A 13,398-nucleotide genomic window follows, 5' to 3' on the forward strand; every position below is an offset into this window, starting at 1 on the left:
GGCCTTGCACTGCCTCGCATCGCGTTTTGAAAAGATGAAGCCATCACTGCATCCCGGAAATATCCACTGAGGAAAAGCAGTCAGGCGTCATTGACTGGTATCAGGAAGTACGATGGGTTCTGTCGTTTTTGGCACTTCCCAGAACGAACTCGGCGCAGCGCTCGGCGATCATGATGACCGGCGCGTTGGTGTTGCCCGATATCAAAGTAGGCATGACCGACGCGTCAGCCACGCGCACGCCCTTGACGCCGTTCACCTCGAGCTGCGGCGAGACGACGGCTTGGGCATCCGAGCCCATGCGGCAGGTGCCCGCAGGGTGATACACCGTCTTGGCGTAGGTTCGAACGTGGGCCTCGAGCGCTTCATCGGAAACCTCCTCCTCGGCGGAGGGCAAAAGCTCGTGGTCGATCAGCTCGGCAAGAGCCGGGGCACGCAGTATCTCTCGCGCCAGACGAACTCCACGCACCATGGCATCGACATCCTCCTGGACGGAGAGCGCCCCGCTATCGAACAGCATCCTGTCTTCGGCAACGGCGCTGCGAAGCCGCACGGACCCACGCGAACGAGGCCGTAAAAAGCATGGGCTCAACGTGATACCGTGGCCTTTTAGCGGCTCGCGATCCACATCGCCCATCAACGTGGGCACGACATGGAACTGGATATCCGGACGGCCCTCGCCAGCGGTATCCACAAAGCAGCCCGACTCCACCACGTTGGAGCTCAAAAGCCCAGTGCGGAAAAGCGTCCATTGAATGCCGTTTTTGAGTGCTTTCAGCCCCTTGTCCTGCCCAAACAGGCTGATAGGGGCTTTTGTGCGTCCATACACGCTTACCTCGAGATGATCCTGAAAGTTTTCGCCTACCTGAGCGCTCACGGCGATCTGCTCGATGCCATGCTTGCTTAGCTCGCTCTGAGGGCCAATGCCGGAAAGCATCAGAATCTTGGGCGTGGCCAGCGCTCCGGCGCACAGGATGACCTCTTGGCTGACGTTGACGCGCTCCATGGCGCCTTTACTGTTGCGGTATTCGACGCCGGTCACCCGCTTGTCGTCGTCGAACAGTAGCTTATGTACGTAGCAGCCAGTCTTGATCTCGAGATTGGGGCTATCCTTGACCGCTGCCAGATAAGTCGTGGCGGTACTGCCACGCTGGCCGTCGAAGGTGGTGGTGTGATAGAAGCCGACGCCGGTTTGATCCCGGCCGTTGAAATCGTCGTTGTAAACCAGTCCGCGCTGCTGTGCCGCCTTGACGAAGGCGAGACTGAGCGGATGGCGGTGGCGCGTATCGCTAACGCGTAAAGGCCCTGCGTTGCCGTGGTAATCGCCGCCCAGGCGCATATGGTTTTCGGCACGACGAAAGATCGGCAGGACATCCCGCCATCCCCATCCGGTGCACCCTTGCGCTTCCCAGTCATCGTAATCCCTGGCCTGACCGCGAATGTAGATCATCGCATTGACCGAGCTTCCTCCTCCGAGCGTGCGCCCTTGCGGTACGTAAGAGATACGCCCGTTCACTCCAGGCTGGGGATCGCTTTCATAGATCACCGTGCGCTTGCTGCCCAGTACCTTGACGAAGGTTGCAGGCATGTGGACGAACAGAGAGTCATCCGGCGGCCCGTCTTCGAGCAGCAGTACTTTCTTGCCCGCCTGGGTTAGCCGGTGCGCCATTACACAGCCTGAAGAGCCGCCACCCACAACAATGTAGTCAGGTTGAGTCATTTTACTCTATCCATTTGTTTATGATAGATAATTTATATAAATCAATGCACTGGGAGTTACGTTACCGACCCCAGCGAAGAACTGCTTGATTCAACGTGCCAGATGCTTGACTCAACCATTCACTTGCGACTATTGGCGTATACCCTTGTCAGAGGGCGAAAAAACGCGCACTACGGCTAATTGTTAATATGTTATCAATAGGCCGGGCGGTATCTTCCCTGGTTACTACCAGCGACGATACCTGGGCGGGTTAGGAGGCCTTTTGAAGAAAGCCGTAGCCCCAGAGGGCAGTTGGCTGTCAACGAGTCAACTTCCCCTTGCTGAACGCCATCAATTCTGGCGTGACTGCGTCAACGAATGCCTCATTGATGTCGACTTTCCCGGCGATGCCGACCATCCCATCGAGGCGTCGCTACGTCACACCGACCTGGAACGGGTGCGCTTGAATCAGATACGCGCCCAACGCCACTGCGTACAGCGAAGCCAAGCCAACATCGCGAAAGACAGTCGCCATTCGGTCTTTCTATGTTTCATGCTTTCGGGCTACGGCTTCTCCTATCAGGGCACTCGCTGTGTCCAGCACGCGCCGGGGGACATCGTTATTTACGACACCCGCATGCCTTACGGCCATGGATTCGCTGGCGATATGGAAATGCTGATCGTCGATTTATCTGTTGAGTTGGCGCACCATCATCTGGGTGCCTGGCCGCGCAAAGAACTGCTTTATCTGGGCCGCGATACGCATATGGCGGCTGACTGCAAGCGACTGTTCGGCTCCCTTGAACCGCTACTGCAGGTTACCTATAGCCAACGTGCCCGCCTTGAATGCGCGTTGGCGCTACTCAAGCAGCTAGGTACGTTGGCTGGGCGCCTGTACGCCAGCGACAACCAGCCGGTGCTGTGGGGGCAGGTCGAACGCTATGTGCTACAACATCTTCATGATGAACTGACTGCCGACGACTTGGCCCGAATGCTTAATATTTCGAGACGAACGCTTTATCGCCTTTTTGCTGCCCAGGGGGTGAGCGTACAAAATTACATCTGGCAACAGCGTCTGGCTCGATGCCGAAAAACGCTGCATAGCCCTCATCAGGTCAATCGCAGTATTAGCGAGATTGCCTTCGAGTGCGGGTTCAACGATGCGGCGCACTTCAGCCGACGCTATAAAGCATATTACGGCGAAACCCCTCAGCAAACTCGCAGCGCGCTTCAGAACAAGGCTGGCTACCCACCACTTGAGCCACCCCTGCGCTGAGGACTCAAAATACCCCGTGCTCGCCCTCGCTAGGGTACCCGTCACCTACGACGATTGCGGTGAAGGAAAAAGCGGAAGACAGACAAAAAAGCCGACCCGGAGGTCGGCAACGAGAGATGCTCTGTATTAAGACGTGCTCTGTATCTTTAAAAGTGGTGCTAGAGCCAGACCAGTGAGAGCGCTGGTATGAACACCACGATAGCAATGCGCACCATGTCCGCCCCCAGAAACGGTATGATGCCGCGACTGACGGTGCCTAAGGTGGTGCCTCGGCTGTATTTCTGCACGATGAACAGGTTCATTCCCATCGGTGGCGTAATCAGCCCGATTTCGACCACCATGAGCGCGACGATACCGAACCAGATGGACTTTTCCGCCCCGGTCAGGCCGAATAGCTCGAGCCCCATGATCACCGGGTAGAAAATGGGAATGGTGAGCAGGATCATCGACAGCGAGTCCATGACGCAGCCCAGCAGCAGGTACAGCACCAGAATCAGCGCCAGTACGGCAAGCGGCGCAAAGCCGCTGTTTATTACCCACTCCGCCAGCGTCGAGGGGAGCTGGCCCAGGGCCAGACCACTGTTGAGAAGATCGGCGCCAATGACCACCAGATAGATCATGGCCGTGGCCTCGGCGGTACCGATCACACTTTTATAGAACCCGGATAGGCGCATCCCGCCACGCACGACCGCGTAGATGCCGCAGGCCGCCGCGCCAATGGACGCCGCCTCGGTGAGGTTGGCCCAGCCGCCGTAAAGCCCGACGATGACCACGATGAATATCACCAGTATCGGTGCGATATCGCGCAGACTCTTGAACCGTTCTCTCCAAGAGTGACGCGGTGCCCGCTCGACGTCGCGCATGGTGCGCATGGCCATGAGGCGAATGACCACCATATAGCCGATCATCGCCAGCACGCCTGGCAGTATTGCCGCCATGAACAGCGCCGCGATCGACTCCTGGGTCAGCACCGCGTAGACGATCAGCGGTACCGACGGCGGAATCAGTATGCCTAGCGTGCCCGCCGCCGCCACGGTGCCGGTCGCAAGCTCCTTGCCGTAGTGGTAGCGTTCGAGCTCCGGTAGTGCCACTTGGCTCATGGTAGTCGCCGTGGCTAACGACGACCCGCAGATAGCGCCGAATCCTGCGCAGGCGCCTGCCGCTGACATTGCAAGCCCTCCCCGCCAATGTCCGATCCAACTGGCACAGGCGCGAAACAGCGACGCCGAAAGCCCGCCGTGGATGGCGAACTGCCCCATCAGCACGAAAATTGGAATGACCGCCAAGTCGTAGCTTGAAAAGCGCGCGTAGGTGAGATTATTGAGCGTGAACAGCAGTGAGCCGAGCTCGCCATCATACACCAGCCAGTAGCAGATCGCTCCGGCCAGTAGCATCGCCACTCCCACGTGCAGGCGAATCCCCAGCATTACCAGCAGTATGCCAAGGGAGATGGCGCCTATCTCGATGCCTCCCATTCAAATACCCTCCCCGGCGGTGTCATCGTCGCTGGCGTAATACAGGCTGCGAACGCCCATGTAGAGTGCGCAAACGCCCAGCATGGCAAGCCCCGGTAGCATGGCGGCCTGGGGAATCCACTGGGGAACGCCCAGTTGAGTGCTCTGGGCGTTGTAGGCCAGGCTATCCAATGCCAGCAGCGCCGTGCGCCAGACCAGCAAGGCGCTGACCAGCGCCAGCGTCCAGTGAGCGAGCGCCAGAAGCGCCCGATTCAGTCCCTCGGGAAACATCGTTCCCACGATATCGACACGGATATGGCGATCGTTGATTTCACAAAGCGGCAGAAAGCAGGCCACGGCAACGGCGATCATCATCTGCAAAAGCTCGATGTCCCCTGAAAGTGGCGCTGACCAGAGCCGCCGGCCCAACATCGAGATCAGCGAGATACCAATCGCGCAGACCAGCAGAAGCCCACCGAGTAGCGCCAGGGCAATGGCGGACCTTTTCAGCACTATCCTCATGGCGGTGCTCCTTGAAACCTGTGTCGTAAGTCGTTCAGATGATCGATCTACTGATGTGTCGCCCTACTGATGTGAAGCCCTATGCTCGAGCGTCGGCGCTTCTTCCTCGACCAGTGCCGTCAGCGACGCCGCGAGCGCCTGGCGATCAATACCGCCCTGCTGATCGGCCATCCACTGCGCTGCCACGCCCTGGGTAGCTTCCTCCATGGCCTGCCAGGCTTCATCGTCCAGCGTGATGACGGTGTGAGCATCATCAGAAGCGACATCGTCGCGGGCGCGGGCAATCGCCTCGTCCCAAGCGCGGCCAAAGCGCTCCGAAAGTACTTCACCGCTTAGTTCATCCAACGCTTGGCGGGCGGCTTCAGGTAGGCGATCGTAGCTTCGCTGGTTCATCAGCATGGCGAGCACGGTCACGGTCGGGGTGGCCTGATCGTTGGCGGTATCGGTGTGATAAAAGGTCACTTCGTTGAGCTTGGTTGGCGGCACGACTTCCCAGGAGGCCGAGGCGCCGTCGATCACGCCCTTGGCTAGCGTATCGGCAATCTGCGCTGGCGGCATGCTCACCGCCGAAGCGCCCAACTCGTCGACGATTTGTGACGCCATGCGCGTCGAGGCCCGTAGGCGCAGTCCGTTCATATCCTCAAGAGTCGAAATCGGTGTCTCTCGAGTGTGAAAAACGCTGCCGCCGTCGCTGTGTACCGCCAGTACTTTGAACTCACGGAAATCATCGGCGGCCTGCTCCTGGCTGAATCGCCAAGCAATGCGGCTGGCATCGACGCCACCGGCGGGCAGCATGAACGGAAGCTCCAGCGCTTCGCTGCGCGGGAAGCGCCCGGCGGAGTAGCCAAGCGCGGTCCAGCCGATATCCACCACGCCGTTGCGCACCGAATCTGCCAACTGCGCTGGCGTGCCGCCCAACTGCATGGACGGGTAGATCTGGCACTTGAGCTCGCCTTCGGAGCGGGTTTCGAGTTCCTCACACCAGGGTTCGATGACCTGCTGCTGGGCATTCGACATGGCCGGTAGAAAATGCATGATTCTGAGCGTCGTTGCCGCTTGGGCGGGTAGTACTGCCGTTAGCAGAGTGAGCGCAGAAAGTCCCAGTGCGGCGCGCGCGGTGCGGCGAAAAGCGAACGAATGACGCATGGCAGTCTCCGTTATTGTGGAATCAGAGGCAGGAGTGAAAAGAGCGCTCGAACCTTCGGGCTCGCCCGAGCGACTCATACAAGGAGCGCTTTTATGCGCCTCTCTGTAATTTCATTAATATATAAACAATATGACGTTAATAAAAAGCCATACATTAGTCTCATGCTTTTAAAAACAGCACATGATAATGACGTTGAAATTACAGGCCCCCTACCCGAGGCCTGTAACGTCATCCCGTTTATTGGTCCATCTTCAATAGCGGGCCGAAAAAGCGCGTCAACGCGTCGGTGGCCGTAAGCGGTAGCACATCAGCCACGTACTGATCGGGGCGCACCACCACCACCGCGCCGTCGCGGTCGATACCACGAGCGTCGAAGATATCCTCATCGGGGGCCACGCCGAACACGTTTTCCAGATCCACCAGCGCGAACGGGCCTACCTCAGGCTTGAAAACGTCCGGTACTTTTTCAATGGCGATCTCTTCGTGGCGCTGCTGGTAGATCACCTTGACATCGAACCAGTCGACCCACGTGCTACCCAAAAGTGCTGCATTGAGCGGAGAGTCGCTCGAGTTAGCTAGCCACTCGGCCAGACGATGGGTGTTGGATGCCGTCTTTTGGGCATCGGCACCGGCGAACACATAGAGTCGCCAGCGGCCGTCGGCTTTGGCCTGATGGCCCAACTGCAGCGGGTTGCCGTCACAGACCCGCGATACCAGGGCTGACTTGAAGCGCTTGCCGACCGGAAAGCCGGTAGCAAGTGCCTGGTGTTCGGCGTCGCTGGTAATCATGGACGGCGTGTACTCGGTCATGAAACCTGCCGGAAACTCGATGGTGCGGGTGTAGAACGCCTCCAACTCGTCGGGGGTGTCGAACTCTTCCGGACGCTTGGCCATCATCGACGACCACTGCTTGTCGAAGTCGATCAGGTTCTTCGCTACCGTCTGGCGCTCGGCGGAATAGGTGGACAGCAGGCGCTTCGGGGCGATACCGCTGAGCACATGGCCCAGTTTCCACGCCAGGTTGAAGCCATCCTGCATCGAGACGTTCATCCCCTGGCCGGCCTTGGCGCTGTGGGTATGGCAGGCATCGCCGGTGATGAATACGCGTGGCAGTCGGCCGGAAGACGGGTCCTCGACATCGTCGAAGCGATCGGTGAGGCGATGGCCTACCTCGTAGACGCTGTGCCAGGCCACGTTACGCACATCCAGCGTATAAGGCGCGAGAATGTCGTTGGCCTTTTGAATAATTTGATCGATAGACGTATTGCGCACGGCGCTGCTGCCGTCGACGGGCACTTCGCCCAGGTCGACGTACATGCGAAACAGATGCCCGCCTTCACGCGGAATGAGCAGGATGCTGCCGCCTGATCGAGACTGAATGGCGCACTTGGTGCGAATGTCCGGAAAGTCGGTCTTCGCCAGTACATCCATTACGCCCCAGGCGTGGTTGGCCTGATCGCCCACCAGTTTGCAGCCAATGGCACTGCGCACGCTGCTTCGCGCGCCATCACAGCCGACCACGTAACGGGCGCGCACGGTACGCTCACGCTCCTGATCCGTATCGGCGTTCATGCGCAGCGAGACCCTGACCGGGTAGTCACCTTCGTCATCGATCGTAAGGCCATTGAAGGCGATGCCGAAGTCCGGGCGAATACGTGCGGGGCCGTTCAGGGCGGCCTCGGCTAGGTAATCGAGTACCCGCGCCTGGTTGACGATCAGATGAGGAAACTCGCTGATGCCTTTCGGGTCATCCGGCGTACGGGCGGTGCGAACGATGTGCTCGGGGCGGTTCGGGTCCGGCTTCCAGAAGGCCATTTCGGTAATCCGGTACGCCTCGGCGGTAATTCGGTCGGCGAAGCCAAAAGCCTGAAAGGTTTCGACGCTGCGCGCTTGAATGCCGTCGGCATGGCCAATTTCCAGTCGTCCCGGGCGGCGCTCGATGATACGGGTGCGAACGTTGGGAAACTGGGCAAGCTGCGCGGCCATGATCATGCCCGCAGGGCCGGTGCCGACGATCAGGACATCGACCTTTTCGGGCAACTCGTCGGGCCGGTCGAGTCCTTCTTTCGTCGCTGGCTGTTTGCGCGGGTCGCCGGATACGTAGCCATAGTGATGAAATTGCATGGTGATTCCTTTTTGAGCGTAGCGACACCCTCCGCTAAACACGCAGCTGTATCGAGATGAGGCCCTGGCATGATCTCGATACCCGGTGCCCTGGGTGCCATGACGCCTTCATGCTGACCATTCGATAAGCCCATGGGGATGTGTTTTAGCTCCCCTAGATTGTACTTTTCATAAAAAAGGCCCCTACCTTGGTCGAGCGTAAATTAACGCATCACGCTAATTCATTAATTTATAAACAATATGGTGTGATAAAGAATAAATGTCTTTACTTTACTGGCAGTAAGAAGTGAGTAACCATCGATTCATATATGGCTAAATGATTATCCGAGACTGCTTGACAGCGACTGCTTGCTTGTTCATTAATATGTTAACAAGTAAGCGATGGACCCGCTCATTCCACGGTTTTTTCGGTTTCAAGGAGAACGATGTGCCCCATCTGCATATTGAGTACTCGCCAGACCTCGAGCAGCGAATCGACATGAATGACGTATGCAAGGCCGCTCATCGGGTCATGACGGCGTCCACGCTTTTTCCAATGGCGGGGATTCGCATTCGTGCCTTTGCCGCCGATCACTGCATCGTGGCCGACGACCACCCCGACAACGATTTTTTAGCCATGACGCTGAGCGTGGGAAGCGGACGCTCCCAGGCAGACCTGAAAGCCGCAGGCGACCAGCTGTTCGCCGCCGTACAGAGCGTGCTGGCTGGCCCGCTCGCAACCCCGCACTTCGCCCTGTCGCTTGAAATCCGTGAAATCGATGCCGCGCTGAGCTGGAAGGACACGCCGATTCACGCTCGGCTGTCCCGGCAGTGAGCCCCACCCCTCTTCAGGAGAATTTTCGATGAGTCAAATGAACGACAACATTGCCCGCGCTCAGGCGTACATGAAGCGCTTTCGCGACGAAGGCGTCCTGAACCACATCAACGGTGAGTCGGTGCCCGCCGATTCCGGCAAGACCTTCGAGACTCTATCGCCGGTGGATCTTGCGCCGCTGGCCAACGTCGCTCACGGTGATGCCAGCGACATCGACCGCGCCGTTCAGGCCGCCGAAAAGGCCTTCAAGACCTGGAGCAAGACGCCGGGCAAGGAGCGCCGCGCGATTCTGATCAAGGTAGCCGAGGCAATCGAAGCCCGTGCCGAAGAGATCGCCTTCACCGAGTGCATGGATACCGGGCAGTCGCTGCGCTTCATGTCCAAGGCGGCCATCCGGGGGGCGGCCAACTTCCGCTACTACGCCGATCAGGCGCCCCAGGCCGAAGACGGCCTTGCGCTAAGAAACGACACCCAGATGAACGTGACCTCCAAGCGGCCGCTGGGGCCTATCGGCGTCATTACGCCGTGGAACACGCCGTTCATGCTCTCCACCTGGAAGATCGCCCCGGCGCTCGCTGCGGGCTGCACCGTGGTGCACAAGCCGGCGGAATTCTCGCCGATGACCGCCAAGCTGCTGGTCGAGATTGCCGAAGAAGCCGGGCTGCCCAAGGGCGTGCTGAACCTGGTCAACGGTATGGGTGAGGGCGCGGGCAAGGCGCTGACCGAACACCCCGGTATCAAGGCGATCGCCTTCGTCGGTGAAAGCCGCACCGGCCAACTGATCATGGCCCAGGCCGCGCCGACGCTGAAGCGTTTTCACTTCGAGCTGGGCGGCAAAAACCCGGTCATCGTGTTCGACGACGCCGATATCGAGCGCGCCGTCAACGCCGCCTCCTTCATGATCTACTCGCTCAACGGCGAGCGCTGCACCTCGTCGTCACGCCTGCTGGTGCACGAAAGCATCTACGAAGAGGTCACCCGTCGTGTGGCCGAGGTTGCTAACGGCGTGAAGGTTGGCCATCCGTTGGACCCGGATACCGTGGTGGGCCCGCTGATCCACCCGGAGCACGAGCAGAAGGTGCTGTCGTATTTCGACAAGGCACGCGAAGAGGGCGCTACCATTGCCGCCGGCGGCGAAAAGGTGGGCGAACAGGGCTGCTTCGTACGCCCGACGCTGTTCACCAATGCGCGTAACGACATGACCATCGCTCAGGAAGAGATTTTCGGCCCGGTGCTGACCGCTATTCCCTTCAAGGACGAAGAAGAAGCGCTGCGTCTGGCCAACGATACCCAGTACGGCCTGGCGGCCTATCTCTGGACCAACGACCTCGACCGCGCCATGCGCCTGACCGACGCGCTGGAAGCGGGCATGATCTGGGTCAACTCGGAAAACGTGCGCCACCTGCCGTCACCTTTCGGCGGCGTGAAGTCCTCCGGTATCGGCCGCGACGGCGGCGACTGGTCGTTCGACTTCTACATGGAGACCGTCAATGTCTCCTTCCCGCGCAAGGTTCATCAGGTGCCGAAGCTCGGATGATGCCACTCGGGCCGGGCGGTACGTACCGCCCGGCCTTCGAATAGCCGTTGGTTTTGACACTCTTAGCTGGTCCTGAAAAGGAGACACGCCATGCCCATTCCCACGCCCAATCTCTACCCCCCGTTCAACATCATTCGCTTGAGCCACGTGGTGTTCGGCGTCCGTAATCTGAGCAAGAGCCGCCACTTCTACGTCGACACCCTCGGGCTTCAGGTCACCGATGAAGACGATAAGCGCATCTATCTGCGCGCGATGGAAGAGCGCGGTCACCACTGTATCGTGCTGGAGAAAAGCGATAGCGCCACCGTTCAGTCGCTGTCGTTCAAGGTGTTCGATGAGCAGGAGCTCGACAAGGCCCACGACTGGTTCAAGGACCAGGGCCATCCGGTCGAGTGGGTCGAGCGCCCCTATCAGGGCCGTACACTGCGCACTACCGACTGCTTCGACGTGCCGATCGAGCTTTACTTCAAGATGGACCGGCTCGCGCCTATCCATCAGCAGTACGCGCTCTACAAGGGCGTAAAGCCCCTGCGCATCGACCACTTCAACCTGTTTTCGCCCAGCGTCGACAAGGCGGTCGAGTTCTACAACCAGCTCGGCTTTCGCGTCACCGAATACACCGAAGACGAGGAGAGCGGCAAGCTATGGGCGGCCTGGACCCACCGCAAGGGTGGCGTACACGACATGGCCTTCACCAACGGTCGCGGCCCGCGCCTGCACCACACTGCGTTCTGGGTGCCAACACCCCTGAATATCATCGATCTGTGCGATTTGATGGCTACTACCGGCTACGTGAGCAACATCGAGCGCGGACCGGGCCGTCACGGCATCTCCAATGCTTTCTTTCTCTACATTCTCGACCCGGACGGCCACCGCATCGAGATCTACTGCTCCGACTACCAGACCGTCGACCCGGATATGGAAGCGATCAAGTGGGATCTGAAAGATCCGCAGCGTCAGACGCTCTGGGGCGCGCCTGCTCCGCGCTCCTGGTTCGAACACGGCTCCGAGTTCGTCGATCTCGAACCCAAGGATTCCCAGCTCAACGCCACGCCTATCGTCGCGCCCTGAGCCGACCGACTACTGCGTCGCAACAGTGATTCACAAGGCCCGGACGCTCGGGCTTTCAGGAGAGTTTTCATGAGTAACGTTCTACCGCCTCGTCTTGCCTCCTTTCGGGCCAACGGCGCCGACCGCTTCGGGGTCGTCACCGACAGCGGCATCGTCGATTTGACCCCGGAGTTCGGCGCCCGCTTCAAGGGCCTCAAGGAAGTGATCGAGGCCGGTGCCATCGATGAGCTCTTGAACGTCGCCGAAGGCCGCAGCCCCAGCTACCGCGAGGAAGACGTCACCTATCTGATTCCGATCACTAACCCGGAGAAGCTGATCTGCGTCGGCGTCAACTTTCCCTCGCGCAACGAGGAGTACAAGGATGGCCAAGCCGCGCCGGACAAGCCCTCGCTGTTCATTCGTTTTCCGCGCAGCTTCGTCGGCCATAACGAAAATCTCGTGCGCCCGCCGGAGAGCGAACAGCTCGATTACGAAGGCGAAGTCACCATCGTGATCGGCAAGGGCGGTCGTCGAATCCCCCGTGAGAAGGCCTATGAGCACATCGCGGCACTCACGCTGTGCAACGAAGGGACCATCCGCGACTGGGTTCGCCACGCCAAGTTCAACGTCACCCAGGGCAAGAACTTCGATGCGACCGGTGCCATCGGCCCGTGGCTGGTACCGTTCAAGCGCGCGGAACAGCTCGACGATATCGAGCTGACCACCCGCGTCAACGGCGAAGTGCGCCAGAATGATCGCACCTCGCGGATGATGTTCGATTTCCGCTACATCGTGAATTATGTCTCGACCTTCACCACGTTAGTGCCGGGTGACGTCATCGTGTGCGGCACGCCCACCGGTGCCGGTGCACGTTTCGAGCCGCCGGTCTGGCTCAAGCCAGGCGATGTGATCGAGGTCGAGGCCGAGGGTATCGGCAAACTGGTAAACGGCGTGGAGGACGAACGCCATGGCGCTCACTGAAACCCAGGTCAACGAGGCGGCAGAAGCGTTGCTCGAGGCCGAGAAAAGCCGCAAGCAGATCAGCCTGCTGTCAAAGGCTTATCCGAACATGACGCTGGATGACGCCTACGCTATCCAGACCGCTCAGATGGCACGCAAGACCCAGGAGCATGCCATCATCGGTTGGAAAATCGGATTGACGTCTCGCGTCATGCAGGACGCGCTCGGCATCGACACGCCAGATAGCGGCGTGCTCTACGATTACATGCGCTTTGACACCGGTGCGGTGATCCCCAAGGGGCACTTCATCCAGCCGCGTATCGAGGCCGAGATCGCCTTTGTCATGAAGGCACCGCTGGAAGGCGACGTCACCCGCGAGGACGTGCTGGCCGCCACCGACTACGTGGCGCCGGCGATCGAGATTCTCGATACCCGCATCGTCAGAAAGGACGACGAGACCGGCAAAACCCGGGTGATCGTCGATACCGTCTCCGACAACGCCGCCAATGCCGGCATCGTGCTCGGCGCCGAGCGCCACGACCCCGAAGCGTTCGATCTGCGCTGGGTTGGCTCGATCGTCAAACGCGATGGTGATGTCATGGCCACGGGGCTGGGCGCTGGCGTGCTGGACGATCCGGTCACCGGCATCGTGTGGCTGGCCCGGCGCATGGCGACCTACGGCCAGCGCATCGAGGCCGGTCAGGTCATCCTGTCGGGCTCCTTCATCGGCCCGATAGAGTGCCCATCGGGCAGTCGGATCGAAGCGGATTACGGCGCGTTCGGCTTCGTGGCGTTGACGTTCGACTAAACGGGCCGCC

The 13,398-nt window shown here is 59.7% G+C and carries 11 protein-coding genes; 6 read left to right on the top strand and 5 right to left on the bottom strand.

Annotated elements, in window-relative coordinates:
• Window positions 1–100: 100 nt before the first annotated feature.
• Window positions 101–1,717 (bottom strand): GMC family oxidoreductase, encoded by a 1,617-nt coding sequence (locus LLY24_RS00690; RefSeq protein WP_259034345.1) that lies wholly within the window; start codon window positions 1,715–1,717, stop codon window positions 101–103.
• A gap of 262 nt (window positions 1,718–1,979) precedes the next feature.
• Here LLY24_RS00690 and LLY24_RS00695 point away from each other — a divergent pair, with 262 nt between their 5' ends.
• Window positions 1,980–2,972: a helix-turn-helix domain-containing protein gene (locus LLY24_RS00695; RefSeq protein WP_259034346.1), complete on the top strand. Its 993-nt coding sequence runs from the start codon at window positions 1,980–1,982 to the stop codon at window positions 2,970–2,972.
• Between the two features lie 158 nt (window positions 2,973–3,130).
• Here LLY24_RS00695 and LLY24_RS00700 read toward each other — a convergent pair whose 3' ends face one another.
• The 4 genes from LLY24_RS00700 to LLY24_RS00715 all read right to left on the bottom strand — a co-directional run bounded on the left by LLY24_RS00700 (window position 3,131) and on the right by LLY24_RS00715 (window position 8,219).
• Window positions 3,131–4,447: a TRAP transporter large permease gene (locus tag LLY24_RS00700; RefSeq protein ID WP_259034347.1), complete on the bottom strand. Its 1,317-nt coding sequence runs from the start codon at window positions 4,445–4,447 to the stop codon at window positions 3,131–3,133.
• On the bottom strand, window positions 4,448–4,948 hold the full coding sequence (locus tag LLY24_RS00705) for a TRAP transporter small permease (RefSeq protein ID WP_259034348.1): 501 nt from the start codon (window positions 4,946–4,948) through the stop codon (window positions 4,448–4,450).
• A gap of 63 nt (window positions 4,949–5,011) precedes the next feature.
• Entirely contained in the window at window positions 5,012–6,094 is a 1,083-nt protein-coding gene (locus LLY24_RS00710; RefSeq protein ID WP_259034349.1) for a TRAP transporter substrate-binding protein, read from the bottom strand.
• Window positions 6,095–6,332: 238 nt separating this feature from the next.
• Window positions 6,333–8,219: an FAD-binding monooxygenase gene (locus tag LLY24_RS00715; RefSeq protein WP_259034350.1), complete on the bottom strand. Its 1,887-nt coding sequence runs from the start codon at window positions 8,217–8,219 to the stop codon at window positions 6,333–6,335.
• Window positions 8,220–8,646: 427 nt separating this feature from the next.
• On the opposite strand from LLY24_RS00715, the gene LLY24_RS00720 reads away from it, so the two are divergent.
• From LLY24_RS00720 to LLY24_RS00740, 5 genes are all read left to right on the top strand, one after another.
• A complete protein-coding gene (locus LLY24_RS00720; RefSeq protein ID WP_259034351.1) occupies window positions 8,647–9,033 on the top strand; it encodes a 5-carboxymethyl-2-hydroxymuconate Delta-isomerase in 387 nt (128 codons plus the stop codon).
• A gap of 28 nt (window positions 9,034–9,061) precedes the next feature.
• Entirely contained in the window at window positions 9,062–10,570 is a 1,509-nt protein-coding gene (hpaE, locus tag LLY24_RS00725; RefSeq protein ID WP_259034352.1) for a 5-carboxymethyl-2-hydroxymuconate semialdehyde dehydrogenase, read from the top strand.
• Between the two features lie 90 nt (window positions 10,571–10,660).
• Window positions 10,661–11,641, top strand: a complete 981-nt coding sequence (hpaD, locus tag LLY24_RS00730; RefSeq protein ID WP_259034353.1) for a 3,4-dihydroxyphenylacetate 2,3-dioxygenase — start codon at window positions 10,661–10,663, stop codon at window positions 11,639–11,641.
• 69 nt (window positions 11,642–11,710) lie between these two features.
• Window positions 11,711–12,601: a fumarylacetoacetate hydrolase family protein gene (locus LLY24_RS00735; RefSeq protein WP_259034354.1), complete on the top strand. Its 891-nt coding sequence runs from the start codon at window positions 11,711–11,713 to the stop codon at window positions 12,599–12,601.
• Window positions 12,588–13,388 (top strand): FAA hydrolase family protein, encoded by an 801-nt coding sequence (locus LLY24_RS00740; RefSeq protein ID WP_259034355.1) that lies wholly within the window; start codon window positions 12,588–12,590, stop codon window positions 13,386–13,388. The genes LLY24_RS00735 and LLY24_RS00740 overlap by 14 nt, the downstream gene beginning before the upstream one ends.
• Window positions 13,389–13,398: the final 10 nt, after the last annotated feature.

This window comes from Halomonas dongshanensis, assembly GCF_024790395.1.
GTDB classification, from domain to species: domain Bacteria; phylum Pseudomonadota; class Gammaproteobacteria; order Pseudomonadales; family Halomonadaceae; genus Vreelandella; species Vreelandella dongshanensis.

Excerpts from the sequence above, each read along its gene's own strand:
- LLY24_RS00705 (WP_259034348.1), bottom strand. The coding sequence starts at position 4,948 with ATGAGGATAGTGCTGAAAAGGTCCGCCATTGCCCTGGCGCTACTCGGT.
- LLY24_RS00715 (WP_259034350.1), bottom strand. The coding sequence starts at position 8,219 with ATGCAATTTCATCACTATGGCTACGTATCCGGCGACCCGCGCAAACAG.
- LLY24_RS00735 (WP_259034354.1), top strand. The coding sequence starts at position 11,711 with ATGAGTAACGTTCTACCGCCTCGTCTTGCCTCCTTTCGGGCCAACGGC.
- LLY24_RS00700 (WP_259034347.1), bottom strand. The coding sequence starts at position 4,447 with ATGGGAGGCATCGAGATAGGCGCCATCTCCCTTGGCATACTGCTGGTA.
- hpaE (WP_259034352.1), top strand. The coding sequence starts at position 9,062 with ATGAGTCAAATGAACGACAACATTGCCCGCGCTCAGGCGTACATGAAG.
- LLY24_RS00690 (WP_259034345.1), bottom strand. The coding sequence starts at position 1,717 with ATGACTCAACCTGACTACATTGTTGTGGGTGGCGGCTCTTCAGGCTGT.
- hpaD (WP_259034353.1), top strand. The coding sequence starts at position 10,661 with ATGCCCATTCCCACGCCCAATCTCTACCCCCCGTTCAACATCATTCGC.
- LLY24_RS00740 (WP_259034355.1), top strand. The coding sequence starts at position 12,588 with ATGGCGCTCACTGAAACCCAGGTCAACGAGGCGGCAGAAGCGTTGCTC.
- LLY24_RS00710 (WP_259034349.1), bottom strand. The coding sequence starts at position 6,094 with ATGCGTCATTCGTTCGCTTTTCGCCGCACCGCGCGCGCCGCACTGGGA.